This is a genomic window from Marinifilum sp. RC60d5 (genome assembly GCF_052400665.1).
Taxonomy (GTDB): domain Bacteria; phylum Bacteroidota; class Bacteroidia; order Bacteroidales; family Marinifilaceae; genus JBQTGK01.
This window is the reverse complement of record NZ_JBQTGK010000002.1, coordinates 712,511-737,391: the sequence shown is the minus strand read 5'-3', so window position 1 is coordinate 737,391 and position 24,881 is coordinate 712,511. Positions and strand designations below refer to the sequence as shown.

At 32.4% G+C, this 24,881-nt stretch carries 19 protein-coding genes, 1 pseudogene and 1 riboswitch; of the genes and pseudogenes, 9 read left to right on the top strand and 11 right to left on the bottom strand.

What is annotated here, in order from left to right:
• Positions 1 to 3: 3 nt before the first annotated feature.
• The gene (locus ACT3CE_RS06995; protein ID WP_444709048.1) at positions 4 to 546 is read right to left on the bottom strand and encodes a 2Fe-2S iron-sulfur cluster-binding protein; all 543 of its coding nucleotides are present in this window, start codon (positions 544 to 546) and stop codon (positions 4 to 6) included.
• Positions 547 to 1,143: 597 nt separating this feature from the next.
• Complete coding sequence (locus ACT3CE_RS06990; protein ID WP_444709047.1) at positions 1,144 to 2,250, bottom strand: helix-turn-helix domain-containing protein; 1,107 nt, start codon at positions 2,248 to 2,250, stop codon at positions 1,144 to 1,146.
• A 416-nt stretch (positions 2,251 to 2,666) separates the two neighbouring features.
• Here ACT3CE_RS06990 and ACT3CE_RS06985 point away from each other — a divergent pair, with 416 nt between their 5' ends.
• A complete protein-coding gene (locus ACT3CE_RS06985; RefSeq protein WP_444709046.1) occupies positions 2,667 to 4,784 on the top strand; it encodes a tetratricopeptide repeat-containing sensor histidine kinase in 2,118 nt (705 codons plus the stop codon).
• 156 nt (positions 4,785 to 4,940) lie between these two features.
• On the top strand, positions 4,941 to 5,372 hold the full coding sequence (locus ACT3CE_RS06980) for a hypothetical protein (protein ID WP_444709045.1): 432 nt from the start codon (positions 4,941 to 4,943) through the stop codon (positions 5,370 to 5,372).
• Positions 5,373 to 5,447: 75 nt separating this feature from the next.
• Here ACT3CE_RS06980 and ACT3CE_RS06975 read toward each other — a convergent pair whose 3' ends face one another.
• The 4 genes from ACT3CE_RS06975 to ACT3CE_RS06960 all read right to left on the bottom strand — a co-directional run bounded on the left by ACT3CE_RS06975 (position 5,448) and on the right by ACT3CE_RS06960 (position 9,552).
• A complete protein-coding gene (locus ACT3CE_RS06975; RefSeq protein WP_444709044.1) occupies positions 5,448 to 6,032 on the bottom strand; it encodes an indolepyruvate oxidoreductase subunit beta in 585 nt (194 codons plus the stop codon).
• Positions 6,033 to 6,094: 62 nt separating this feature from the next.
• Complete coding sequence (locus ACT3CE_RS06970) at positions 6,095 to 7,720, bottom strand: thiamine pyrophosphate-dependent enzyme (protein ID WP_444709043.1); 1,626 nt, start codon at positions 7,718 to 7,720, stop codon at positions 6,095 to 6,097.
• Positions 7,721 to 8,167: 447 nt separating this feature from the next.
• Positions 8,168 to 8,959, bottom strand: coding sequence for an ABC transporter permease (locus ACT3CE_RS06965; protein WP_444709042.1), 792 nt, complete (start codon positions 8,957 to 8,959; stop codon positions 8,168 to 8,170).
• Complete coding sequence (locus ACT3CE_RS06960; protein WP_444709041.1) at positions 8,956 to 9,552, bottom strand: ATP-binding cassette domain-containing protein; 597 nt, start codon at positions 9,550 to 9,552, stop codon at positions 8,956 to 8,958. Before ACT3CE_RS06960 ends, ACT3CE_RS06965 begins: the two co-directional genes overlap by 4 nt.
• 359 nt (positions 9,553 to 9,911) lie before the next feature.
• Here ACT3CE_RS06960 and ACT3CE_RS06955 point away from each other — a divergent pair, with 359 nt between their 5' ends.
• Positions 9,912 to 12,407 (top strand): FAD-dependent oxidoreductase, encoded by a 2,496-nt coding sequence (locus tag ACT3CE_RS06955; RefSeq protein WP_444709040.1) that lies wholly within the window; start codon positions 9,912 to 9,914, stop codon positions 12,405 to 12,407.
• Positions 12,408 to 12,459: 52 nt separating this feature from the next.
• On the opposite strand, the gene ACT3CE_RS06950 is transcribed toward ACT3CE_RS06955, so the two are convergent.
• The 4 genes from ACT3CE_RS06950 to ACT3CE_RS06935 all read right to left on the bottom strand — a co-directional run bounded on the left by ACT3CE_RS06950 (position 12,460) and on the right by ACT3CE_RS06935 (position 15,471).
• Positions 12,460 to 12,660 (bottom strand): helix-turn-helix transcriptional regulator, encoded by a 201-nt coding sequence (locus tag ACT3CE_RS06950; protein ID WP_320119261.1) that lies wholly within the window; start codon positions 12,658 to 12,660, stop codon positions 12,460 to 12,462.
• Between the two features lie 18 nt (positions 12,661 to 12,678).
• Positions 12,679 to 13,158 carry a hypothetical protein gene (locus ACT3CE_RS06945; protein WP_444709039.1) on the bottom strand — a complete coding sequence of 160 codons (480 nt, stop codon included), beginning with the start codon at positions 13,156 to 13,158 and terminating at the stop codon, positions 12,679 to 12,681.
• A 624-nt stretch (positions 13,159 to 13,782) separates the two neighbouring features.
• The gene (locus ACT3CE_RS06940; protein WP_444709038.1) at positions 13,783 to 14,007 is read right to left on the bottom strand and encodes a hypothetical protein; all 225 of its coding nucleotides are present in this window, start codon (positions 14,005 to 14,007) and stop codon (positions 13,783 to 13,785) included.
• 168 nt (positions 14,008 to 14,175) lie between these two features.
• Positions 14,176 to 15,471, bottom strand: coding sequence for a cysteate synthase (locus tag ACT3CE_RS06935; protein WP_444709037.1), 1,296 nt, complete (start codon positions 15,469 to 15,471; stop codon positions 14,176 to 14,178).
• Between the two features lie 249 nt (positions 15,472 to 15,720).
• Here ACT3CE_RS06935 and ACT3CE_RS06930 point away from each other — a divergent pair, with 249 nt between their 5' ends.
• The 5 genes and pseudogenes from ACT3CE_RS06930 to ACT3CE_RS06910 form a co-directional block, all read left to right on the top strand.
• Entirely contained in the window at positions 15,721 to 16,698 is a 978-nt protein-coding gene (locus ACT3CE_RS06930; protein WP_444709036.1) for a Gfo/Idh/MocA family protein, read from the top strand.
• Positions 16,699 to 16,701: 3 nt separating this feature from the next.
• Positions 16,702 to 17,169, top strand: a complete 468-nt coding sequence (locus tag ACT3CE_RS06925) for a hypothetical protein (protein WP_444709035.1) — start codon at positions 16,702 to 16,704, stop codon at positions 17,167 to 17,169.
• Between the two features lie 272 nt (positions 17,170 to 17,441).
• Positions 17,442 to 19,064, top strand: a complete 1,623-nt coding sequence (locus ACT3CE_RS06920; RefSeq protein WP_444709034.1) for an AMP-binding protein — start codon at positions 17,442 to 17,444, stop codon at positions 19,062 to 19,064.
• 55 nt (positions 19,065 to 19,119) lie between these two features.
• A complete protein-coding gene (locus ACT3CE_RS06915) occupies positions 19,120 to 21,168 on the top strand; it encodes an ATP-binding protein (RefSeq protein WP_444709033.1) in 2,049 nt (682 codons plus the stop codon).
• 261 nt (positions 21,169 to 21,429) lie between these two features.
• A pseudogene (locus tag ACT3CE_RS06910) lies at positions 21,430 to 21,933 on the top strand (acetate uptake transporter); the annotation flags it as partial.
• Between the two features lie 144 nt (positions 21,934 to 22,077).
• Here ACT3CE_RS06910 and ACT3CE_RS06905 read toward each other — a convergent pair.
• The gene (locus tag ACT3CE_RS06905; protein ID WP_444709032.1) at positions 22,078 to 22,392 is read right to left on the bottom strand and encodes a putative quinol monooxygenase; all 315 of its coding nucleotides are present in this window, start codon (positions 22,390 to 22,392) and stop codon (positions 22,078 to 22,080) included.
• Between the two features lie 157 nt (positions 22,393 to 22,549).
• Positions 22,550 to 22,737, top strand: a riboswitch (cobalamin riboswitch).
• Between the two features lie 421 nt (positions 22,738 to 23,158).
• On the opposite strand from ACT3CE_RS06905, the gene ACT3CE_RS06900 reads away from it, so the two are divergent.
• Positions 23,159 to 24,814 carry a putative transporter gene (locus ACT3CE_RS06900; protein ID WP_444709031.1) on the top strand — a complete coding sequence of 552 codons (1,656 nt, stop codon included), beginning with the start codon at positions 23,159 to 23,161 and terminating at the stop codon, positions 24,812 to 24,814.
• The last annotated feature ends 67 nt before the right edge of the window (positions 24,815 to 24,881 follow it).

The window sequence follows — 24,881 nt, the reverse complement described above, 5'->3', positions numbered from 1 at the left end:
AGTTTATTCTAACTCTCCTTCTTTATGGGTCAATATTTCGCAATTCGAATTAGGATATGCAACACAAAGCAGAACAAAACCAGCTGCCAGCTGATCTTCATTCAAAAACGATTGATCAGACTGATCAACTTCTCCTTCTGTTATTTTACCAGCACAAGTTGAACAAGCTCCTGCTCTGCAAGAAACTGGAAGATCAAAACCTTCCTCTTCTGCACGTTCTAAAATGATATCACATCGACTACAAGTCATAGTCAAGATATCATCTGGAGCAATTAAAGTAACCTCTTTATTAGCTCCTTCCTTAGTTTGAGTTTCAAATAAACGTTTTGACAATTTATCTTTCGCTACCAATAAAAAGTCTCTATAGTCATTAACATTTTGAAACTTCTCAATTATTTTCTTTTTTGCATAATCAGATAAAGGAGTTTGAAACCCAAACTCCTCCTCAATATCAGCAAAAGTAAGTTTATCTTCTTCCTGACTGTCATTGGAACATGCAGTAAACAATACCAGGCCTATTAGGCTGGCAAATAATAATTTTTTCATAATTAGAAAAATTTAAATTAATAATACTTGTTAGTTTTTACACATAAGCAAACCAGTGCTTATGCTTTTCTAATTAACAAAATCATGTACTAAATTAAGTGCCATATTGTAATATGGCACTATAAAAAAGGTATAATTTCGTAATATGCCCCGCCTAATAGGTTAATTGTCTTTTCATTACAATACTATCTATATTCTCTCTAAAATATATACATAATAACTATAGGCGTAATAAAAGCATCTCATTTCTAATGTACCATAACAAATTTCTCTATCAAAAAACAAAGCCAAACAAAAAATGTGCGCAAAGAAAAGCTCTCTCTGTCGAGTATGCTGACACAGAGTTATGAACAATGTCACGCAGTCGAACGAAAGCCTTGCGAAGCCAAACAAAAAAATTGCGAGTACCTGCAAAAAAATTGTGAGTAGGTAGAAAAACCTTGTGAGTACCTGTAAAAAGTTTGCGAGTAGGTCGAAAAAAACTATAAGCATCTACTCTAAAACTGTAAACTCCACCAAATAATCCGAAAGATTGTTAAAAATTAGTTGCTAAACACATGATGAATATCAATAAGTTATTCTCAAATGGTCAGCAATCTACTCTTTACTTTTAATATATTCGGTAGGAGTAATATCGTAAAATTGTTTAAACACACGATTGAATGAAGATTTGGAGTTAAACCCACATTCATAAGCCAAATACAATAAAGTCTCATTTTTATGTGCATTTTGCTCGATAAGCTCCACAAAGTGTTTTACACGATAGGAATTTATAAAATCGGAATAAGATCGGTTAGCACAACGATTTATCGATTGCGAAATAATATGCTCAGGCAATTCTATCATAGACGATAATTTGCGCAATGTTAAATCGCCATCTTTATATACTTTATTAAGCAATATAAAATCGCAAATTTGCTGGTATTGCTTGTCAAATTGTTGTGTATTGTCTTCCTCTTCAATCTCATTTTTAATAACTACCTGACCTAGTTCAGCATTAAATGGCTGTGCAAAAACATAAGCATACCTAGAGTAAATATGAACAAATGAAATTACAAAAATAGTAACAACAATATCGATTAACATTACCTGATCGATTAGAAAACTAACACCCAAACCAGATAATAATTTTATTAAAAAAATAAGCGATAGTAGAATTAACACTCCATTTCCAACACTGTTGATCCATTTAATCACACAAGGATTTTCTTTACAGAAAATGTTGTTTCTCCTCTCCTTCCAAATTTTGACACACGTAACCAGAACATAAGCCAGAGTAATAGCAAATTTCATATAGACAGAAACGACCGAATAAATATTATCGGAATGAGAACATCCACCTTCGCCAATACAATCGACCAAGCCCATCGATTTTACCGTAGTTTTATAACCCATATAAATGGTAAATGGAATTAAATGCAGCAGGTGCTTTTTTTGGAAACGAAAAGATTTATTAATTAAACTCTGTATGTAGAAATAAAATACTGTTCCATGCAAAACATGGCTACCACAAGCAAACTCATATACAGTATGAAAATCTTCGAACAGGTTTTGAGAAGACAGAAAAAAAGTAACTTCAGCCAGAGCTACAAGAAATAACCAGAATATAAATATACGGTCGGAAAGATGATTTGTATTACGTGATAGAGTTGATACAATAAAATATACCAAAATAGCCAAACAAATCACAAAGAAATAATCCATACACTCCTTCCTCTTCTAATTAATAAATCTCCCCCCACTAAAGCATTGCAATTTTAACTATTTTAACAATTAGATGCAAGGTTTAATTTCTCTTAATACTTTCTTTACATTAACCAAATCAGATGTTTATTACATAATTTAATAACAAAAGTAAAATAAGAGTACGCAATTGAAAACAAAAAAAATAAGGACCAAAACATTTCCTTTTCTACTTTTTAATTGTAATGTCGCTCTTAATAAAAGAGCAATTCATTCAATAAAATGTTATTTTTTTTTCACTATAATAAAAGTATTAAAACTTAAATAATCATATTTTTAATTATTCAATGAAATTGCATAACAAATTAATCACAGTAACGTAAAACTCAGATATTATTAAAAATAAAACCCAATACCAACATAACAGAGTGAGAATTATGAAATATTGCTTCGTATTTACATTAATTATTTTTTATAGCAACTCAATTTTTAGCCAAACAAAAGTTGATTGTTTACAAAATAAATTGCAGGATGCAAAAAATGAAAACAAAGCTTATATTTATAACGAATTAGCACATGAGGTTTTCTATACCAATAGCTCCCTTTTATATAAATATGCAAAAAAAACTGATTCGTTAGCAAAATTATACAATATAGATAGTACCCGAATTAGTGCTCTTAATAATTTAACTTATGCATCAGTATTACAGGGAAAGGTTAAAGATGCGACTAAATACAATCAGCAAGCAATTAATTTAGCATTTAGTAAAAATTTAACAAACAAAAAAATTTCATCTGTATACTTTAAAGGTTTTATTTTTTATGCCACAGGACAAACCGACAGTTCTCTTTTTTATCTAAACAAAGCTTATAAATCGGCCATAACAGCTAATCATGCAAAACTTAAATTACAATGTTTAAATACCATAGCCTCCAACTTTTTAAGCCAAGGAAAATATACAATTGCTTTAGAAAAGTTCACCAAAGCATACAATATTGCCGATAGCTTAAAATTATCAACTAAAATTATAAATCTATCCTTAAATATTGGAACAACTTTAATGTACAATGAGGAAATAGATAAAGCAATTAATTATTTTGAAAAAGTAATTGTAACATCCGACACGACTATTACCACACTTGCTTATGCATCGGCACTAAATAATATCGGTTCATGCCTCAACAAAAAAGGTAATTACAAAAGAGCATTACTATATTTCAATAAAAGTTTAACAGCATTTCTAAAACTAAATAATAAACTACATATTTCACAGGTATATGCTAACCTCGGGCAAACTAATATATTCCTAAACAGAACCGAAGCTGCTAATGGCTACTTACAACATGCCGTTGCTTTAAACAGAGAGGGGAAATCTTATGGCCAGCTTATTGTAAATTTAATTTTACTTGGAGACCTTCAAATTCGTAAAAAAGAATACCTACAAGCTAAATATAGTATCGATGAAGCAAAATCAATAATCGATAAATACAATGTAAATACCAATAAAATAGATTTATATAAAACCTATAGTTCGTATTTTAAAGCCACAAATCAATTAAACAAAGCATTAACTTACAAAGAATTAGAACTACAACTTAGAGATAGTATCTTTAACGAAAATCGTCAAAAGCAAATCTCACAACTCGAAACAAAATTCCAAACCAAACTTAAAGAAAACGAAAACGAAAGCTTGCGTAAAGACCTATCCTTCAATAAGCTTCAAGTCGATAAACAAACTCAACTGCGAAATTTCTTTCTTATTTTAGCTATTCTGGTTATTGTTTTAGTTATGATTTTACTAAACAGAGCCAGATTAAAAAAACAAGCTCATAAAATAATTGAAGAACAAAAACAAGAATTAGAAAAAGCCAACCGCACAAAAGATAAATTCTTTGGAATAATTGCTCACGACTTAAGAGCTCCTTTTAATGTACTGATTGTTTTAAGTAAATTATTGTACGAAAATTACGATGATTTATCCGACAAGGATCGTAAATCTTATATTAATGATTTAAAAGAAGCTTCGAAAGGATCTTTCAATTTAGTGGAAGATCTGCTTACCTGGTCTCGAATACAAGGAGGTAATCCTACTATCAAGAAAGAAAATCTAAATATTCATTCAATTGTTCAAAGCAGCATATCTCCGTTAAAAGCAAGTGCTAAACTTAAAAATATTACTATTACCAACCATTTAAGCTCAGAAACTACAGGATTCGCTGATAAACATTCATTAGAAACTATAATTGTAAATCTTATAAACAATGCGCTTAAATTCACTCCTAATAATGGTGAAATAAATATTAGTGCAACATCTGATTCTAAAAATACAACTATCTCAATTAGCGATACCGGAATTGGAATGTCTAGAAAACAAATAGATCAACTTTTTAAAATTGATGTTAACAACTCTACCTTGGGCACAAATAAAGAAAAAGGTACAGGCTTAGGGTTAACTCTCTGTAAAGAATTTATTGAAATAAATAATGGTAAAATATGGGTAGAAAGTATTCAGGGAAAAGGCTCTACTTTTAGTTTCTATATTCCAACACGATAAATTCTACTATTAACATTCTGATAGCTTATAAATCAGGATTCTACCCATTTAAAACCCTATATATAAAATAATAATCAAGCGAACAATAATAGACTCATATCTTAGTATTCTCGTATTTTTCTGCTACTTTAGATAGGAAATAAAAAAGTTAATACGATGGATCCCATACTTTTAAAAAAAACGCTTAGCCTTAATGATATTAATGAATTAATATTAAATGGTGTTAACGATATGGATATTAATCCGATTAAACGCACAAAAATACAAATAGAATCTGAAAAACTCTCACAAACTTTTGTCGATGCAATTAGTTATCACATGCTAAACAATAAAGATCATGATTCTTCTTATGCGTTTCAAATTTCGCTTAAATTTAACAAGGTAATTGAATTATACAGACAAATTTTCACTATAAATCATAAAACAGATTTATTGGTTGCATTTGGAATTAGTGCAATATGGATGAGTATATTTAACGGTTTAGATGCAGAAAGTGGTATCATGCCAAATCATCCTTTTAAAAGAGAAGTTGCCAATTCCGTAAGATCAATTACCGAAATTTTAGATGAAGCAAAAGCAGCTAAGTAATCTTAACTGATAGAAAAATCCCCGAAATGAATCATCAAATCGGGGATTTTGAATTATAGTAATTGAATTTAGAGTTTATTTATTTTCCTGAGCAAACTTACGCCCTGCATGCAAAGCTTTGATGTTCATTTCTACTACCTCTTCTCCTTTTCTTCCGAAAATTTTACGAATTCCTTCCTCAAGATACTCAAAAGGAACATCGATAAAAGGTGAAGCTGCACCCAACATCACAAAATTGAAAGCACGCTTAGATCCTGTGGTTTCTTCTGCTATTTTATCAGCATCAATTAATACATAATTAGGAAGTGCCTTAATTGTCTGTTCCAATTTTTCCATTTCAGGATAATCAGGAATATTAATAAAAGGAGTTGAGTTAGCAACTACGTAACCTCCCTTTTTTAAGTATGGCAAATAACGCAATGCTTCCATTGGCTCAACCGATAAAATAATATCAGCACCACCTTTGGGAATTATATCTGAATAAATTGGCTGATCAGAAATTCTCATGAACGACTGAACATCACCTCCTCGCTGACTCATACCATGAGTTTCAGCTTGTTTCATATTTAAGTTATTGTCTAAAGCAGCAGAACCTAAAGCAGCAGCAATGGATAAAATTCCCTGACCGCCAACACCTGCTATGACCATATCTGTTTTCATGTCTATATTATTTTACGTAATCAATAATTCGTAATTACTAATTCTTAATTGTTAATTATATATTATGCTTTAGCTGCTGATCTTGCTTTCATCGCTTTTTTTAATTTCTGATCGCGAATATTCTTCTGCACACAAACACGTCGTGGAATAATTACTGATACTCCATTGTAATTGCACTCTTTTCGAATAAGATCTTTTAAATCGTCTCGTTTTTTAGGTACTGCTGTTATTACATGAAGATGATCTGCCTCAACACCCAAACCTTCACAAATTGATTCCAATTTGCCTTTTGCCGAAGATTTTTGTCCTCCGGTCATCGAAATGGATTCATTATCAGATATGATTACTGTAATGGGACTTCCTTCGTTAACGGCATCTAATAAACCAGTCATTCCCGAGTGAGTAAAGGTAGAGTCGCCAATAACTGCAACCGAAGGGATTAATCCGGCATCGGCAGCTCCTTTAGCCATGGTAATAGATGCTCCCATATCAACACAAGAATTAATTGCATTAAATGGAGCCAAGGCACCTAAAGTATAGCATCCAATATCAGAAAATACTCGTCCTGCTCCATACTCTGCAATCACCTCGTTTAATGCTTTATAAACATCAATATGAGAACAACCAACACATAAAGCAGGAGGACGAGCGGCAACTAAATCAGGAACATCAGCACCATCTTCAATTTCGAAGCCTAAGGCTCTTCCAACCATATCGGGAGTTAATTCACCATCGCGAGATAAAGTACCATCTAAACGGCCCAAAACAGCTTCTTTTGCCAAATATCCTTTTAATAATTCTTCAATTACCGGATATCCTTCTTCTAAAACCATCACTTTATCGCATTCCGCAGTAATTTTTTCAATCATCTTACGAGGAATTGGATATTGACAAACTTTTACTACCGGATAAGGACATTCTCCATTAGGATAATTCTCCATTAAATAATTATAGCCCAATCCGCAAGCAATAATTCCCATCGATTTATCTGCACCTTCAGCATAAGCGTTAAATTCAGACTCTTCGGAAGCAGCTTCGAATTTCTCCTGGTTATTTAAAAGTAATTTATATCGCTTACGTGCAATAGCAGGAAGTAATACAAATTGCACTTTATCCTCTGGTAATTTTAAGTTATTTTGATCTTTAACTTCGGCAACTCGGGTAACTCCTGCTCGTGAGTGTGCAAGGCGTGTTGTAATTCTGATTAAGACCGGAATACCGCAAGCTTCGGATAATTCGAAACCATAACGAGCCATATCATAGGCTTCCTGCTGATTTGATGGTTCCAAAATTGGCATCATAGCAAACTTACCGTATACACGGGAATCTTGCTCATTCTGAGAAGAGTGCATTGATGGATCATCGGCAACCACCACAAGCATACCACCATTAGCTCCTGTAATGGCTGAATTCATAAAACAATCGGCTGCAACATTTAAACCCACATGTTTCATACATACCATAGAACGCTTACCGGCATAAGACATTCCCAAACCAGATTCCATAGCAGTTTTCTCGTTAGCAGCCCATTCGCGATGGATATTCAGCTTTTGTGCCTGCTTTGAGTGTTGAACATATTCTGTAATTTCAGTTGAAGGTGTTCCAGGGTAAGCATAGACTCCGGACATTCCGCCATCGATTGCACCCTGTGCAATGGCTTCTACACCTAATAGTAAAGACTTTTGCATGTTATATTTGTTTAACTATTTTGTTTTCTTTTACTTATACGAATCACATAAAATAATTTTATGTATCATAAAAGAGTAATTATTCATTTGATACTACTAAGTTTCAAATTCAATAATCAATAAAATAAATGTGTATAGGAATAGTAATCCTAAATATTTAGGATCAAGGAAGAGGATGGATATTAAAGTCCACCAAAAATCTCAAAGTAGCTTACCAGGTAAGCAAGAACATAAAAATAAATTTCAATTAAATTCATCTATTTACTTAGAGTTTGTTACAAAAAAGGCTTTTATCCTTTTATTTGCTGCTAAAATACATTTATTTGAGTTAACATCAATAAAAAATAAATGAAAGAGATAAGTTTAGAATTAATTCAAATAACGAAAACGGTTGCGTTAATTATTACATTAATCTGAATACTACCAATTAAGATTAAAAACAATTATCTATTGCTTAAAAATACGAGCTTTTATCCTGCCCAAATCATCAAAAACAAACCGATTGGCTAATAGTATACTTATTATTAAATTTAAGGAACTTCCAACAAAAATGGCAATCATTATTAATATTTGATATTTAATGGCAATAAGTGGTGAACTACCTCCCAGTATTTGTCCTGTCATCATTCCTGGTAAGGATATTAAACCAATAACCGACATGTTTGCGATTAAAGGATTTAAACCTTTTGCAATGGCTTCGCTTATAAATGGTGCAAGTGTTTGTTTTTTGTTGTTGGTATTAATCAAAAGAAAATAATAGAGATCCTGCTCTTTTACTAATCTATCAAAATAGGTACTTATTCCCACAATGTTATGATTTAGGGCATTCCCCAATATCATACCTGATATAGGCACAAAATATCTTGCATCAAACAAATAATCGAGATGAATAACAATACCCAGAAAAAATGAATCGAGTATAAGAATACTGGTAAATCCGGCAAGAAAAAATGGAAAAATAAAATATCGATAATTTAAGCCTACTCGCTTTATTGTGGTAAAAGCACCAACCAAAATCATTATTACAACCCAAATAATATTTACCCATGCATTGTTCCAATCAAAGATATACTCTAAATAAACAGCAATCATCGACAATTGCAATATCATACGTAATAACGCAATAAGAGTATCTTTTACAATTCTTACTTTAAAATAGAAAAAACCTGCAATAGGAATTAGCAAAATCAGAAATCCGAATGCCAAACTTCCAATGCTTATATCTACAATTTCTTTCATAAACTTATGTTGCGATTACAATAGTTAATCCATTTCGCATTGTGCGAACTAGAAAGAATAGTTAGTCCTCTAATATCATTTAGTAATTTAATTAACAAGTCAATAGAATGACTATCTAACGCAGAAGTGGGCTCATCGAAACAAAGAATAGCTTTGTTCATACTTAAGCAGGCAGCAATAAGAATCCGCTGCCTCTCTCCTCCACTTATTTCGTTGAATTTATTTAATCTTCCTATTTTTCTTAATATCAACTTTTCACAATAAGCATCAAAAGTTTCGATATTTTGTTTATTAAAATTCAGAAAATGAATGAATTCATTCGTAGAGTTAACAGGTAAATTAACATTTTGTGGTAGCCAGGCTATCTGACTTCTAATCTTATTAATATTATCAGAACACAGCTCTAAACCATTAATGGTAAGCTTTCCCGAATTGGGTATTAAAATTCCCATTATCATTTTTAGCAAACTTGTTTTGCCTTTCCCCGATTCTCCACTAAAACATAGGGATTCACCTCGCTTAATGTGAAAACATAAATTTTCACAAATTACATGTTCCTGAATTTTGAAACTTAAGTTTTCACATTTTATCATTAAAAGTAATATTATCTTAAGTAAATCATTTATTAAAAATAAGATTAATATTCATGCCAATCAAACAAATTTAATTACAATATGCTGATAAAATTGTTGCGGGAATATTCTCAATTATAAGAGAATTTAAAAAATAGAGAAACGACAAATGGCCTATATTTACAAGGATACACCCAAATAAAGTATATAAATCTGCTGTGCAACATATTTAATTTTCGGGAAGAAAATGTGCTTAGTTTTAATGAAATCTTACATTTGCACTGTAAATATGTGTATATCTACATATCCAAGTGAATATACATTCATTTGCGTAGATATTAATCTGAATAAATATAAACTTTTATAAATATATCAACACAATGGCTAAGTATTTAATAATAGGTGGTGTAGCAGGAGGTGCAACAACAGCTGCCCGATTAAGAAGAATAGACGAATCTGCCGAAATTATCATGTTTGAAAGAGGTGAGCATATATCTTATGCAAATTGTGGTCTGCCTTATTACGTTGGTGGTGTAATTAGCGAAAGAGAAAATCTACTTCTTCAAACTCCCGAAAGCTTTAACAAGCGACTAAATGTTGACGTACGAGTTAAAAATGAAGTAGTTGCAATAAATCGTAAAAACAAAAGTGTTGAAGTAAAAGATTTAAACAACAATACTACCTATATAGAAACCTTCGATAAATTAATTGTATCGCCAGGTGCTGAGCCTATAAAACCTCCTATTCCCGGTATTAAAGACGAAGCTATTTTTACTGTTCGTAATGTTATGGATACGGACAAAATTAAAAGTTATTGTGAAAATAAAGAACCTAAAAAAGCCGTTGTTGTTGGTGCTGGTTTTATTGGATTGGAAATGGCCGAAAACCTACATCATTTGGGTATGATGGTTACCATTGTTGAAATGGCTGAACAGGTTATGACTCCATTAGATTATGAAATGGCTGCCGAAGTTCACCAGCATCTTAAAACAAAAAATGTTGAGTTCTATTTGAAAGATGGAGTTAGCGAATTTAAAAGAGAAGGCGACTATATTAATATTCTTTTACAATCGGGTCGTAAGGTAGAAGCTGATATGGTTATTCTTTCGATTGGAGTTCGTCCGGAAACCAAACTAATAAAAGAAGCTGATATTGAACTGGCTCCTAATGGCGGTATAAAAGTGAACGAATATCTTCAAACCAGCGATGAAAATATATATGCATTGGGCGATGCAATGGCATTTCCACATCCTATTACTGGTAAATATACCAATACCTATTTAGCTGGTCCGGCTAACAAACAAGCAAGAATGTTGGCCAACAACCTGGTTAATGGACACAAACAAAAATACAAAGGAGCCATTGCAACAGCCATTGCCAAAGTATTCGATCTTACAGTAGGATCTACAGGATTAGCAGAGAAAGTCCTGAAAAAAGAAGGAATTAAATATATTTCTAACATTATTCATGGAGGTTCTCATTCGGGCTACTATCCCGGAGCAATGCCAAGCACAATTAAAATAACCTTCGATCCTGAAAATGGCAAGCTTTTCGGAGCTCAAATTATTGGATACGAAGGTGTGGATAAACGAATTGATCTTATTGCAACAGTTTTACAAAGAGGTGGAACTATTTACGATTTGCAGGAAATTGAACATGCTTATGCTCCTCCGTTTTCCTCTGCAAAAGATCCTGTTAATCAAGCCGGATTTACAGCTGGTAACATTATTGAAGGATTGGTAAATATTATACATTGGGATGAATTACAACAATCGCATTCTCCTAATAATTTTATTTTAGATGTTAGAACTCCAGACGAATACGAACTTGGAGGTATTGAAGACTCAGTAAATATCGAATTGGATGCACTAAGAAATCGTTTAGATGAAATTCCAAAAGACAAAAAAATTATTGTATTATGTGGAGTTGGCCTACGTGGTTACTTTGCAGCCAGAATTTTAATGCAAAAAGGCTTTACCGAAGTTTATAACTTAAGTGGAGGATACAAAACTTACGAATACGCTACCTGCAAACAAAGTAATGAGGATATTTTTGAATCGTGCTATATTGCTCGTGATAGCCATATTTACAGAGTAAAACCTAAAACTGAAGCCGAAACCAAAACTACTGCATCAGAATTATCAGAAATTAAAACCATCGAAGTTGATGCTTGTGGTCTGCAATGTCCAGGTCCTATTATCAAGCTAAAGCAAGAAATGGATAAGCTGGAAGATGGAGAACGCTTACAACAAAAGGTTACCGACGCTGGTTTTGCAAAAGATGCCGAAGCCTGGTGTAAAATGACTGGTAATAAGTTAATTTCTATCGATTCGGAAAAAGGTGTTTATACTGCTCTTATCGAAAAACAGAAAAAAGAGAAACAAGCCAGTGCAACGGTAGAATTGCCAAAAAACAAAACTTTGGTTGTTTTTTCTGATGATTTGGATAAAGCTTTAGCAACATTTGTAATTGCCAATGGAGCGGCTACAACTGGGCATAAAGTAACCCTATTCTTTACTTTTTGGGGATTAAATATTATTAAAAAAGCAAGAAAGCCTAAAGTCGATAAAGATTTAATGGGTAAAATGTTTGGCAAAATGATGGCTGGCAGTGCCGATGATCTTAAACTATCGAAAATGAATATAATGGGATTAGGATCGAAAATGATGAAGAAACGTATGCTTTCTAAAAAAGTAGATTCTCTGGAGGATTTAATTCAAACAGCAATGGACAACGGTATTGAAATGATTGCCTGCCAAATGTCTATGGATGTAATGGGAATTACAAAAGAAGAACTTCTTGATGGAGTACAAATTGGTGGTGTTGCTTCTTATTTAGCCGAAGCAGAACAATCGAACCTGAATCTTTTCATTTAAATTAGATAATATCTAGTTTAATAAGGGCTGCCATTGGTAGCCCTTTTTCATTTTAGTCATTATCCTCTAAAGAAAATATTTCTTCAACTTTACATTCGAAATAACGAGCCATTTTTAAAGCCAAAAGTGTAGAAGGAACAAATTTCCCCTTCTCAATTGCATTAATCGTTTGTCTGGATACACCTATTTGCTCAGCCAATCCTGCTTGGGTAATGTCTTTTTTAGCTCTTTCTACTTTTATTGTATTTTTCACAATTCCCTTATTTAGTGATTACTCAGTCCCAAATTTCCACTTCTTATTGTACACATATATAATGGTAAAAAATATTAAATGCAGTTGCAAAATATAAAATCCATTTAGCTGATATGTTGGCCTTATCCAATATATAAGTCCTGTAAACAACCAGGTAACTAATAAAGCCTGAGTTAAACATTTTGCTCGCAATTGCTGATAAAATTCATCTTCCGATTTTTCTTTTGAGAACAAATACAAAATAAATCCAGATAATGATAAAATCAGACTAATTTTTAAATAGTTATCTTTTTCTTTCTCAGAAAAATAGGGTTGATAAGCTAATGTCTGATCTACTTTTGTAGCTTCTTCATTTAATATACTAGTTTCAAAATCGTTTCTTCCAGCTAATAAACCACGCATAAATTCATCTACATTTCCAATACATGAAAGAACAATTGCTATAAAAACAAACAATACACCAACATACTTTAGCTGGTAAGGAAAATAGGTTTTCATTTTTTCAATATTATAAATTAAACATCTTATTTATTTCGTGCACAAAACAAATGTAAAGTTTATTTTACTTTTAGACAAGCATTTTTGTTTTTTAGAAGCTAAAACACGACAATAAGTAAAAAATAATTACATATTTATTACCTACTAAGCATTACCTACTCGTATAGAAATGAAACTTATACATTGACAAAAATTAAACTAAAAACAGGCAGAATGCAAGAGTAAGATAAATTAGCTTAAACCTACAAATTAAGGGTGTAAAAATACTTACAAAAGATATTGAATTACTGGACATTGCCCTAATAATTTTGTAAATTGAGTATTGCGTTTAAACTCCTCCGATTTTAATTAAGCATAGAAATAAACTTAAAAATTGGAAGTGAAATATTATAGTAGAAATTTGAATTCAATTGCCTTGACCTTAGTTTCAATCTTAAAATAAACTCAACTGTGCAATTGATTATTCATTATATCAGGTTGCGACATTTTCCTGTATCTCGTTATTTGGTAATTATTCTTAAATAATTTAACCAGGATATAAATGTACTACATTGTTAGTAGTTAGTGGTTAGCCGAAACAGCAGAATTTTTTTGTAGTCCCTATCTCTAAGAAATTCTGTTGTTTCATTCTTCTGTAGTTTCTCTATCTTCTTTTTTTGCCTGCTTCATCCACACATAAACTCCACCCATAATACATATAAAAGCCGTAACCTTAAGGTATTGCTTTAAAAGAGCAAGTGAGGTATTTTCCCAACTCTGAAAAATATCAGTATTATTCATCAGAATAATTCCTCCAATCGATAAGATAAAAATACACAATAAAAGTATGGCAATCGATTTTTTAGTCATAGTATGTTAATTTAAAACAGATGAAAATGCTGCAAGTATGCAAAGGCTATAATTAAATTCATTCCTTTATTTAATTATACTTTAAGATAATCATTCTCAAAATCCAATATTATTAATTCTAAAAAAAAGCAGACTTTACGTCTGCTTTTCTTAAATATATTCCTTTATCTATAATTGAAAAAGCTTATCCATCACTTTCTTAACCTCACTTAGGTCAGGATTAATATCAAAAACATGTGACGGTTTAAGATAAACAACTTCCTTTTCTCGTTTAAATCGCTCTTCTCCACCTCCTGTAATATTTAACATTACACAAGCTTCTTTATCTAACTTTCCTTCTTTAGCGTAGTTAATTAAAGTTGCTACAGCAACTGCTGCTGCCGGATGAATATCATTTCCTTCTGTTTCCTCAAAAATTTTGGCTGCCTCCAAAGCTTCCTCATTGGTAGCTTTTAAAACATCTCCTCCAGCATCTTTCATCGCATCATACAAACCACCTGTAATTGAGTACGGAGGCTTACGATTCGAAAGTACTTTTGCAACAATCTCTTCAACTTGTTTTCTGGCCATATTATCATCTAATGGCAAAATTTCTCTCGAATCCTTTTTCCATGCATCATACATCGGAAGAAAAGGAGTATTCTGAGAAACCATCAATTTCATTTTGTTCTTACCAAATCTACCATCCTCAATAAAACGAAGATTTGCTTCCCAGGCAGCGATTGCTCCGGTACCCGAACCAACAGCCTGAAAATAATAGTCTGGAATTTTTCCAATTTCGGTAACTGCAGAATTTACAGTACAAGCCATTCCATCACGACGAGCTACATTTTTAGCTCCACCTTCGGCAATAAATTCGTCTAACTGACAAGCAATATTTGAAAGATGAATAGCATCGAAATAATCGCTTCCCGATTTTGTTGCCACCAACTTCACATTTTCTTTTATTGGCTCACCAAACCACAATGCATTCAAATTATCTTCGGGAACACACAATAATAATGGGATGTTATTATCGGAACAAACTCTGGCAAATGCTCTTGCAGTATTTCCTGCCGAGGCAACTACTAATATTTTATTGTTATTATCTAAACGTCCGCATACAGCATAAGCCTCTGTTTCTTTAAACGAACAAGTTCTAAAATTAGCTCCTTTCTCTGGCCAATATCCACTATAAGTAATATACAGATTATTCAACCCAAGGTATTTTGCCAAACCTTCACTTTTATAAGTTGCAGGTGCCGAAGATCCATCAAGAGTTTTTGATATAGGTAACCAATCGGAAAATTTATAAATTCCCATCGAATTATCCTTAACATTAATTTGCTTTTTATTGTAAATAGCTCTAATTAAAGCAGGTTTTTCCTCATTAGGAGCATCAAGCGTCCATCCAGCATCCTCAAACTTTTTTCCGGTTTGCATCGACTCCAGAATATAGTCAGTTGGTCGAAAATCTTTTGTCATTTTTACACGTTTTGATTTTGAAGATGTAAAAATAATCATTTTACCTTATACTTAAAGTTTTTAAAAGGATTAGATTAAATGAATATTTTCTTTTTTAATATAATTATGAAACAATTTTCGAATTTCATTCTATTTTTATGTACAAAATCATATATTTAATAATCGAAAATAAATTTAGATGAGAAGCAACTACTTATCTTTTTTTAGTTGTTTTGTGAAACAATAATTTAATATAAAAACAAAGTTCTAATGACTATAAATTGGGGAATTCTTGGTGCAGGAAAAATTGCACATAAATTTACAAATGATTTTAAGGCTGTTTCCAACGGCACAATTAAAGCTGTTGCATCCCGATCCTCATCCCGATCTGAAGAGTTTGCCAAACAATACAATATCGAAAAAAGTTATGCATCCTATCTTGAAATGTTACAAGATTCTGAAATTGATGTAGTCTATATAGCAACACCACACAATTTTCATTTCGAACATGCCTCTATGTGTTTAAACAATGGAAAATCAGTACTGTGTGAGAAACCAGTATGCGTAAATTCTCAAGAGTTTGAAATACTATCGCACTTAGCTAAAGAAAAACAACTGTTCTTTATGGAAGCTTTATGGACCTACTATTTACCTGCCATTTTAAAAAGTATGGAGTGGATTTACACAGGTAAAATTGGCGAAGTTAAGCAAGTACAGGTAAGCTTTGGTTTTAATGGCGATATGAACAAAGAAGGTCGCCTGGCCAATTCCAATTTAGCTGGTGGGGCTTTACTTGATATCGGTATTTACGGAATTGCTATTTCGGAACTTATTTTTAACGATAAAGTAGAAAATATTCAATCTATGGCACATATCGGTGAAACTGGCGTTGATGAATACAATACTATCCAAATTAAATATCAAAAAGGTGGAATGGCACAAATTTCCAGTTCTCTGGTATCTAATATGAAAAACGAAGCCGTTATTTATGGTACAAAAGGAAGAATTATAATCCCTAAATTCTGGATGGCTAAAGAATCTATCCTGATTACAAATGGAGAACAACTTAATTTTGTTGACAAATCTCCAGAATTGGGTTATAATTATGAAGCATTTGCAGTAAATAAATTATTGGAAAAGGGCCAATTAGAAAGTCCTGTTATTCCTATTTGGAAAAGCAAAAAAATACTAAGTTTACTCGATCAGGTAAGAAAACAAATCGGATTAGAATATCCTTTTGAAAAGTAAAATATGAATACAAATGAAATTATTTTAGGTAAAGGTATTGCTGGCATAAAATTCGGCATGAATAAAGCCGAAGTAGAAAAAACTCTGGGCAAAGCCGATGAAATTGGAGAATACTCTCTTTCGCCGAAAGAAAACAGTATAACCCTTTTTTATACAGACAGAGGCTTAAGCTTTACTTTCGAATCGGTAGATCAGGATAAACTCAGCTATATATCCATTTACAATGAGCAATACCACCTTTTTAATTTTATTAAAGTTGGCTTAGATAAAAAAATGCTTTTAGATGAACTGGAGCACTTCCAATTGGGAAAACCTGAATTTGAAAGTACCGAATCAGAAGAATTTCCAACCCATGAATTAATCTTTTTTCCTTCCGAGAACCTGCATCTTTGGCTCGATGAATATAAAATTTCGGAAATTCAGTTTGGTCCGTTCTGGGAAGATATGAAAACTATTGTTTGGGAAGAATAATTTTACATTTCAATTTCCTGAAAAATAAGAAGCTACATAAAATCTATTCTAAATAGACAATTATTTTTTACAAAAAAGTCAACAAAACAGCCATAGTAATGCCTTTTTTTATATATTGCGACCGTATCACAATACAACTAATATTATCTCCTAATCAAAAGTTACGCTAGTTCTAGCGAACATAAAAAAGATGGTTTTTAAAGTTACAAACTGATGTTATCAATTACATCATGGGTGAATTGCGTTCAGTTCATTCAGGAAAAACCATAAATATGAATAAATTATCCTACGAGCATGGCAGCTCGGAAATACCTTTATTAGGCGAAACAATTACCGAAAGACTAAGAAAAACAGTAGAACAATTTCCCGATAAAGATGCTTTAATAGTTCCTTTTCAAGATTACAGAGTTACTTATCAGGAATTTTGGAATCAGATAGAAGATGTTGCCAAAGGTTTACTTGCATTTGGAGTTAAAAAAGGCGATAGAATAGGAATCTGGTCTCCCAACCGACATGAGTGGGTAATTGTACAATTTGCCACAGCCAGGGTTGGTGCAATTTTGGTAAATGTAAATCCAGCATACAAAGCATCCGAACTAAAGTTTGCTCTTCGCCAATCAGAAATTAGCTTACTGATTATGTCGAAAAATTTTAGAAAGACAAACTATTTCGAAATTATACAGGAAGTTAGAAAATCGTGTATTCACTTAAAACAAATCGTAATTCTCGATCGAGACTGGCAAGCTTTAATCGAAGCAGGAAAAAGAATTACAACAGGAGAAATTGATGAGATAGAAAGTAGTCTTCAGTTCGACGATCCTATTAACATTCAATACACATCGGGAACTACCGGGTTTCCAAAAGGAGCAACACTTACTCATCACAATATATTAAACAACGGCTATTTTATTGGAGAAAGACTTCATTACAATGAAAACGACAGAGTTTGCATTCCTGTTCCATTTTATCATTGCTTTGGTATGGTTTTAGGAAATTTAGCTTGCATAACCCATGGCGCCACAATGGTAATTCCAGGCGAAGCTTTCGATGCCGAAACAGTACTAAAAACTATAGAAGAAGAAAAATGCACCTCGCTTTATGGAGTTCCTTTAATGTTTATTGCCGAATTAGAACATCCTAATTTCGATAAATATAATTTAAGTAGCCTACGAACTGGCATTATGGCTGGTGCTTCCTGTCCAGAAAAAGCTATGCGAGAGGTGCAGGAAAAAATGAATATGAAAGAAGTTGCAATATGTTATGGTATGACCGAAACATCACCGGTATCTACTCAAACTTTTGTGAACGATAAAATAGATAAGCGTGTTGGCACAGTAGGTAGAGTTCATCCTCATCAGGAAATAAAAATTATTAATCCCGAAACAGGTAAAATTGTTCAGCGAGGAGAAAGTGGAGAATTTTGCACCCGAGGCTACTCTGTTATGCTTAAATACTGGAATAACGAGGAAGCAACAAATTCGGTAATTGATGCTGCAGGCTGGATGCATACCGGCGATGTAGCTACAATGGATGAAGATGGTTATGTAAGCATTACCGGAAGAATTAAAGATATGATTATTAGAGGTGGTGAAAATATTTCTCCTTTCGAAATTGAAGAATATCTTCATACACACAGTAGCATAAGCGAAGTATATGTAATTGGTGTTCCCGATTATAAATATGGAGAAGTGGTTATGGCATGGGTAAAATTTAAGGATAGTAAATCGGCAACTGAGGAAGAACTTAGAGAATACTGTAAAGGACAAATTGCCACTTATAAAATCCCTAAATACTTTAAATTTACTACTGATTTTCCGGTAACAGTAACAGGAAAAATAAGGAAAGTACAAATGAGAGAAATTTCCAGTAAAGAATTAGGGTTAGCTGGCAGATAAACATAACCTTTTTATTTACTATACGTACATTAAGATTTACATAAAACTATATTCTGTGACTCTTAATACTACCCAATATACAAATGCAATTAATACCTTATCAGTCTATGAACTTATAAGTTTATTAATTGCATTTTTCTTACTTCCCTCTTGTCGATTCACCGAAAATTATGAGACTAATAAAATTGAACAATTAGGTAAAAACAAACAAGCAATAGAAATTCTTTTTGGCTATGAAGCTCCCCCTAATGCCTATCATAACGAAAATGGCGAATATGTTGGATTACTCATAGATTTTCAGAAAGAAATTGAATCTCAACTAAATTACAAATTCAAAAGCAGACATTTTGATACATGGGCTGAACTAATAGATTATTCTAAAACAGCGCAAAATTTCGTAATTGTAGGTATTGCTGCTTCTTATAAGCGAAAAAATTTTCTTTCTTTCACCAATTCATTTGTTAAAATTCCTTATGTAATTGTCACAAACAAAAATAGTCACATAAGTTCTATGGATGACCTTAAGGGAAAAAAAGTTTGTATTGTTTCAAATTATACGGCTAATGATTATTTAGAAAAATACTATCCGGAAATAATTAGCCATGGGGTTAAAAATGATGTGGAAGGATTACGAGGAGTTGTTTCTAATACCTATGATGCAATGATAATTAATCAGATGTATGCTAGCTATATTATTGAAGAACAAGGAATCACAAATCTTAAAATTGAATCAGAAAGTGGATATATGAATCGATTATCAGCTGCCACATCTATTAATGATCCTGAACTATTTAAACTATTAGACTCGGCGGTAGATCAAATTACCATACAAAAACAAAAACAACTATTTAGAAAGTGGGTATATGCTGTTTCTCCTGAAATGGATTCAAACACTAAAAAAACCATAATTATTATTCTCGCAACATTAAGCATTTGTCTTGTTTTATTATGGATTTGGCTCACTAGCCTTAGACGAATTGTACGAAAACAAACTCATAAATTACAGGAAAGCGAACTTAAATTCCGTAAAATTATAGAATCGTCGTACGATGCAATTTATATAATGTATAACGGACAATTACAAATGGCAAATCATTCATTTATGGAAATGTTTGGCTATTCACAAAGCGAATGTAAATCTCAGCATTTTCTTGTAGAAAAACTGATTCATCCTTCCTCTAGAGCGCAAATTATAAATAGAGTAGAAATGTTAAAAAGAGGTGAAACTCCAGCTAATATTTTTGAAATATGTGGTCAAACAAAAAGTGGTGTAAAATTAAACCTGCAAATTTCCGAAAATTACTTTCGTTCAAATAACATACTAATATCACAAGGTATTATAAGAGATATTAGCCAACAGAAAAAAGATAAAGCAGAACTAATAAAGGCAAAAGAAAAAGCTGAAGAAAGTGATCGGTTAAAATCTGCTTTTTTAGCCAATATGAGCCACGAAATTCGCACCCCAATGAATGCTATACTTGGATTTACAAGCCTGTTAAAGAAAAAAGATATTAATAACTATAAACAAAATCAATACATTAATATTATAGAGGAAAGTAGTACACGAATGCTATCTACAATTAATGATTTGGTAGACATTTCGAAGATTGAATCGGGACAAATGGAACTTGATTATTCTGAAATAGATCTTAATGAAGAATTGCAATACATTGAACAATTCTTTTCCCCCGAGGCTAAGAAAAAAAATATCAAATTAATTTTCACACCTCTTATCTCAAATTATAAATATGTAGTTATAAGCGACAAAGAAAAATTCACTTCTATAATTACAAACTTAATTAAGAATGCGATAAAATACACGAATTCGGGCTCAATTGAATTCACCTACACCATTCATAATAATTTCTTAAAATTTGAAGTTAGTGATACAGGTATTGGAATTGACAAATTTATGCTAGATAAAATTTTCAATCGATTTATACAAGCCGATCATGAAGCAACCAAAGTAATAGAAGGATCGGGTTTGGGACTAGCCATTTGCAAGGCTTATGTACAAATGCTGGGTGGAAAAATATGGGTTGAATCAGAAAAAAATAAAGGTTCTCAATTCTATTTCACGCTTCCCATAAATAAAAAAACATAATAAATTAAAATATACGCAATATTAAAATAGTATTTAACAAAATTCACTATCATACTTATTTTACTTCCATTTCCTCTTGAATTAATTCTAAATTAATGGTTTATAGCATGTTATTAAACCGAAAAATTGCCGTCTCAAGGTTATAAACAATTTGCTATTTTAGCGCGCTGAATCAGGAAAAATAAATTAGCGATGAGTAACGTAAAATTAGGTAATCCGGCTGTTGTTGGATTGGGAGGGTTTGGATGAACAACCCTATTATTACAATTGCACAACATTGGTTTGTGCGGATTAGGCCCGGTTGTGGCGATGGGATTTGTATTTGGCGGACTAGCACAATTAATGGCAGGAATGTTAGAGCACAAAAATGGAAATAATTTTGGCTTTGCAGCTTTTTCGGCTTACGGATCTTTTTGGATTGGTTTAGGAGTTATCTGGATGCTTAACTACTTTGGATTGTATAAATCGAGTACCACTGATGTAGGATACTATTTAGTTGCCTGGACTTTATTTACCCTAATCTTATGGGTAGCTTCTTTCTTTATTCATACCGCAATGGCAACAACTTTTACCACTTTGGTAATTGGCTTTATTCTTTTGGATTTAGGACACTTCGGATTTCCATTTTTAAACCTTGTTGCAGGATATGAGTTAATTATTTGTGCCCTTTGCGCCTGGTACATGATGGCAGCAATTATTATTAACGATGTTGCAGGTCGTACAATTTTAAAAGTTGGAAAACCCTGGATTAAATCTGGAAAATAAAAATTACTTTTTCTTTGCTCTTAACGAGTAAAAGTTTAGTGATATAAAAAGAGGCAAACCGATAAATCTCAAATCAGATCGGTTTGCCTCTTTCTATTAAAAAAAACTTGAATTATTCTATAATACAAAATTATTAGAGTTTAACTAGGCCAACAGCTCCTTGTGCAAGCTAACCTCAAACTCTTTAACATGATATGGATTTCCTTCGTTAAAAAACTCCTGAATATAAGATGAACCATTATGAGCATCGAAAGTTTCCTTATTATACCACTTCTCAATAAATGTAATTCTATTAGGATTTTCAATACACTGATTTAATTCATAACGAATACATCCTCCTTCTTGCAGAGTATATGGAATTAAAGCATGCAAATTTTCAATTAACTGCTCAACTTCTCCATCTTTAGCTATAAATTTAGCAATACACACTAGTTGTGTTTCATTTTTTTTTATTTCCATCTGTTCAATTTTAAAAGGATTCCTATGAATATCAAACATAAGAATTTTTTATCAAACCCCTATTTTTTTATTCATCGGCATTAAAGCGTTACAATAATTTTTATGTTTTAATTTATCACAAAACATTTGCTTTGTTCAAAAAAAATTTCGAATCTTTGCGGCGACAAACAAATAGGATTTTTCGTAAAAGAGAATTAAAAGGGAATCATGTGAAAATCATGAGCTGACGCGCAACTGTAATTCCAAATATATGTTTATAGGATTGATGCCACTGTTTCGAAATATGAAATGGGAAGGCCCTGTAAATAGGAAAGCCAGGAAACCTGTCTTATTTTTAAATTTAGATTGAACTTTCGCGCTATAAAGTATAAATCGGCAAAAATATTCGCTTAATAGCCTATTCTTTCGCCTGCTTTACATTTTTGCGCAAAGCTCTCGATCGTAACTCAATTAAATAAAGTTATGAAAGTTGCAAAACAAACTTCCCGCGTTATGAAGTTTTCATTCCAAATTAAAGCTAAAATTAACCCTATTTTTATAAGGACTACTACGACCGATTCTTCGTCATAAACAAATACTAATCTGCAACTAGGTACTAAGGCTAAAACAAGATTTGCATTTTGTTAATTACAAAACCTATAATTATTTTTATAAAAAATAAGTTCCCTAAGCATTTGGTATCACAAATAGAATTATCTAATTGTCAAACACAAAGTTCTTTTTAACCACTCCGTAATCATTTAACCTAAATAAATCAATACTCTACATGCATTTTTTAGATTTACTCACAAAACCCAGTACAGCATCTTCCATTATCATTATTTGTATGGTTGCTGTGTTAGGTATTTTAATTGGGAAGATTAAATTTTTCAAAATTAAACTGGGCATTGCCGGTATACTATTTTCAGGATTATTAATTGGCCACCTAGGAGCGGTTACCGATCCTCATGTTATCCACTTTATTAAGGAATTTGGATTAATCCTATTCGTCTATTCTATTGGTTTAGAAGTTGGCCCCCGATTTATTCCTTCTCTCAAAAAAAATGGTTTACGTATTAATATGCTTGCCTCAGGAATTGTACTTATGGGATTTTGTACTGCCATAGCTATTAAGTACATTTTTAATGTTCCGGTATCGGTTATTACAGGTGTTATGTGTGGTGCTGTTACCAACACCCCAGCTTTAGGTGCTGCCCAACAAACCATTACCGATGTTCTTAACATGCCTCAAAACACCGAAGTTGTGGGCATGGGATATGCTGTAGCCTATCCTTTCGGGATATTCGGGATAATTATTAGTATGATTCTACTTCGTATATTCTACAAAATAAATATTAAAAAAGAAGAGGAACAATATCGTAAAGAGATAACAGGTTTAGATGGAAATCCAATTGCCATAAATATAGAAATAAGCAACCAGAATCTATTTGGCAGAAATATTGCCTTTTTAATGAGTACCTGTAATAAGGATTTTGTTCTATCAAGAATTAAAAGAAATGGCGAATTTCTCCCTCCTGATGCCGAACTGGTATTGCAATCGGGCGACAAACTATTTGGAGTTTCTACCCAAGCTAATTTTGATAATATTGAACTAAATCTTGGTAAAATTAAACCAACCAAAAATTTAGGAATCACTGGTCGAATGGCAATGCAACAAGTCGTTATTACCAATAAAAAAATAACCGGAAAAAGTATCAAGCAAATTGGTATTTCAAGACGTTTTCCTGTTAACATTACCCGTATTTACCGAAATAGTACAGAACTAGTACCTACCGAAGAAGACAGTATCGAATTTGGGGATACAGTAAGAATTGTTGGTGAAAAAACTGCATTACCCGAAGTAGCTAAACTTTTAGGTAACTCGGTTAAAGATCTTTCTCACCCTAACATTTTACCCATTTTTATGGGGATATTATTTGGAATCATAATCGGACTCATTCCCTTTCAAATTCCAGGATTACCTGCTCCTGCAAAATTAGGATTAGCTGGCGGACCACTTCTTGTTGCATTAATTTTAGGCCATACCGGACGAATTGGAAAACTCGATTTTTATATGACCCCGAGTGCCAACCTTTTTATTAGAGAACTTGGCATAGTCCTTTTCCTTGCCTGCGTAGGACTTTCATCGGGAAAACATTTTGTAGAAACACTTTTGGGCGAAGGATACATTTGGATGATGTATGGTATGGCAATTACGTTTCTGCCTTTAATTACATTTGCAATAATTGCTCGAATAATGAAGCTCAATTACCTTTCTATTTGCGGATTATTGGCCGGATCAATGACCGATCCACCAGCTTTGGAATTTGCAAATTCTATCTCACCAGTTCAGGCTCAATCAACTGCCTATGCCACGGTTTATCCATTGGTAATGTTCTTAAGAGTTTTACTTGCGCAAATTTTAGTCTTAATGTTTAGCTAAAACATATTTTTCCTGATTATAATCTCGACAGGATTATGGTCTGTTTTTCAAATAAACCCCGCATAAA

Excerpts from the sequence above, each read along its gene's own strand:
- ACT3CE_RS06995 (WP_444709048.1), bottom strand. The coding sequence starts at position 546 with ATGAAAAAATTATTATTTGCCAGCCTAATAGGCCTGGTATTGTTTACT.
- ACT3CE_RS06990 (WP_444709047.1), bottom strand. The coding sequence starts at position 2,250 with ATGGATTATTTCTTTGTGATTTGTTTGGCTATTTTGGTATATTTTATT.
- ACT3CE_RS06985 (WP_444709046.1), top strand. The coding sequence starts at position 2,667 with ATGAAATATTGCTTCGTATTTACATTAATTATTTTTTATAGCAACTCA.
- ACT3CE_RS06980 (WP_444709045.1), top strand. The coding sequence starts at position 4,941 with ATGGATCCCATACTTTTAAAAAAAACGCTTAGCCTTAATGATATTAAT.
- ACT3CE_RS06975 (WP_444709044.1), bottom strand. The coding sequence starts at position 6,032 with ATGAAAACAGATATGGTCATAGCAGGTGTTGGCGGTCAGGGAATTTTA.
- ACT3CE_RS06970 (WP_444709043.1), bottom strand. The coding sequence starts at position 7,720 with ATGCAAAAGTCTTTACTATTAGGTGTAGAAGCCATTGCACAGGGTGCA.
- ACT3CE_RS06965 (WP_444709042.1), bottom strand. The coding sequence starts at position 8,959 with ATGAAAGAAATTGTAGATATAAGCATTGGAAGTTTGGCATTCGGATTT.
- ACT3CE_RS06960 (WP_444709041.1), bottom strand. The coding sequence starts at position 9,552 with ATGATAAAATGTGAAAACTTAAGTTTCAAAATTCAGGAACATGTAATT.
- ACT3CE_RS06955 (WP_444709040.1), top strand. The coding sequence starts at position 9,912 with ATGGCTAAGTATTTAATAATAGGTGGTGTAGCAGGAGGTGCAACAACA.
- ACT3CE_RS06945 (WP_444709039.1), bottom strand. The coding sequence starts at position 13,158 with ATGAAAACCTATTTTCCTTACCAGCTAAAGTATGTTGGTGTATTGTTT.
- ACT3CE_RS06940 (WP_444709038.1), bottom strand. The coding sequence starts at position 14,007 with ATGACTAAAAAATCGATTGCCATACTTTTATTGTGTATTTTTATCTTA.
- ACT3CE_RS06935 (WP_444709037.1), bottom strand. The coding sequence starts at position 15,471 with ATGACAAAAGATTTTCGACCAACTGACTATATTCTGGAGTCGATGCAA.
- ACT3CE_RS06930 (WP_444709036.1), top strand. The coding sequence starts at position 15,721 with ATGACTATAAATTGGGGAATTCTTGGTGCAGGAAAAATTGCACATAAA.
- ACT3CE_RS06925 (WP_444709035.1), top strand. The coding sequence starts at position 16,702 with ATGAATACAAATGAAATTATTTTAGGTAAAGGTATTGCTGGCATAAAA.
- ACT3CE_RS06920 (WP_444709034.1), top strand. The coding sequence starts at position 17,442 with ATGAATAAATTATCCTACGAGCATGGCAGCTCGGAAATACCTTTATTA.
- ACT3CE_RS06905 (WP_444709032.1), bottom strand. The coding sequence starts at position 22,392 with ATGGAAATAAAAAAAAATGAAACACAACTAGTGTGTATTGCTAAATTT.
- ACT3CE_RS06900 (WP_444709031.1), top strand. The coding sequence starts at position 23,159 with ATGCATTTTTTAGATTTACTCACAAAACCCAGTACAGCATCTTCCATT.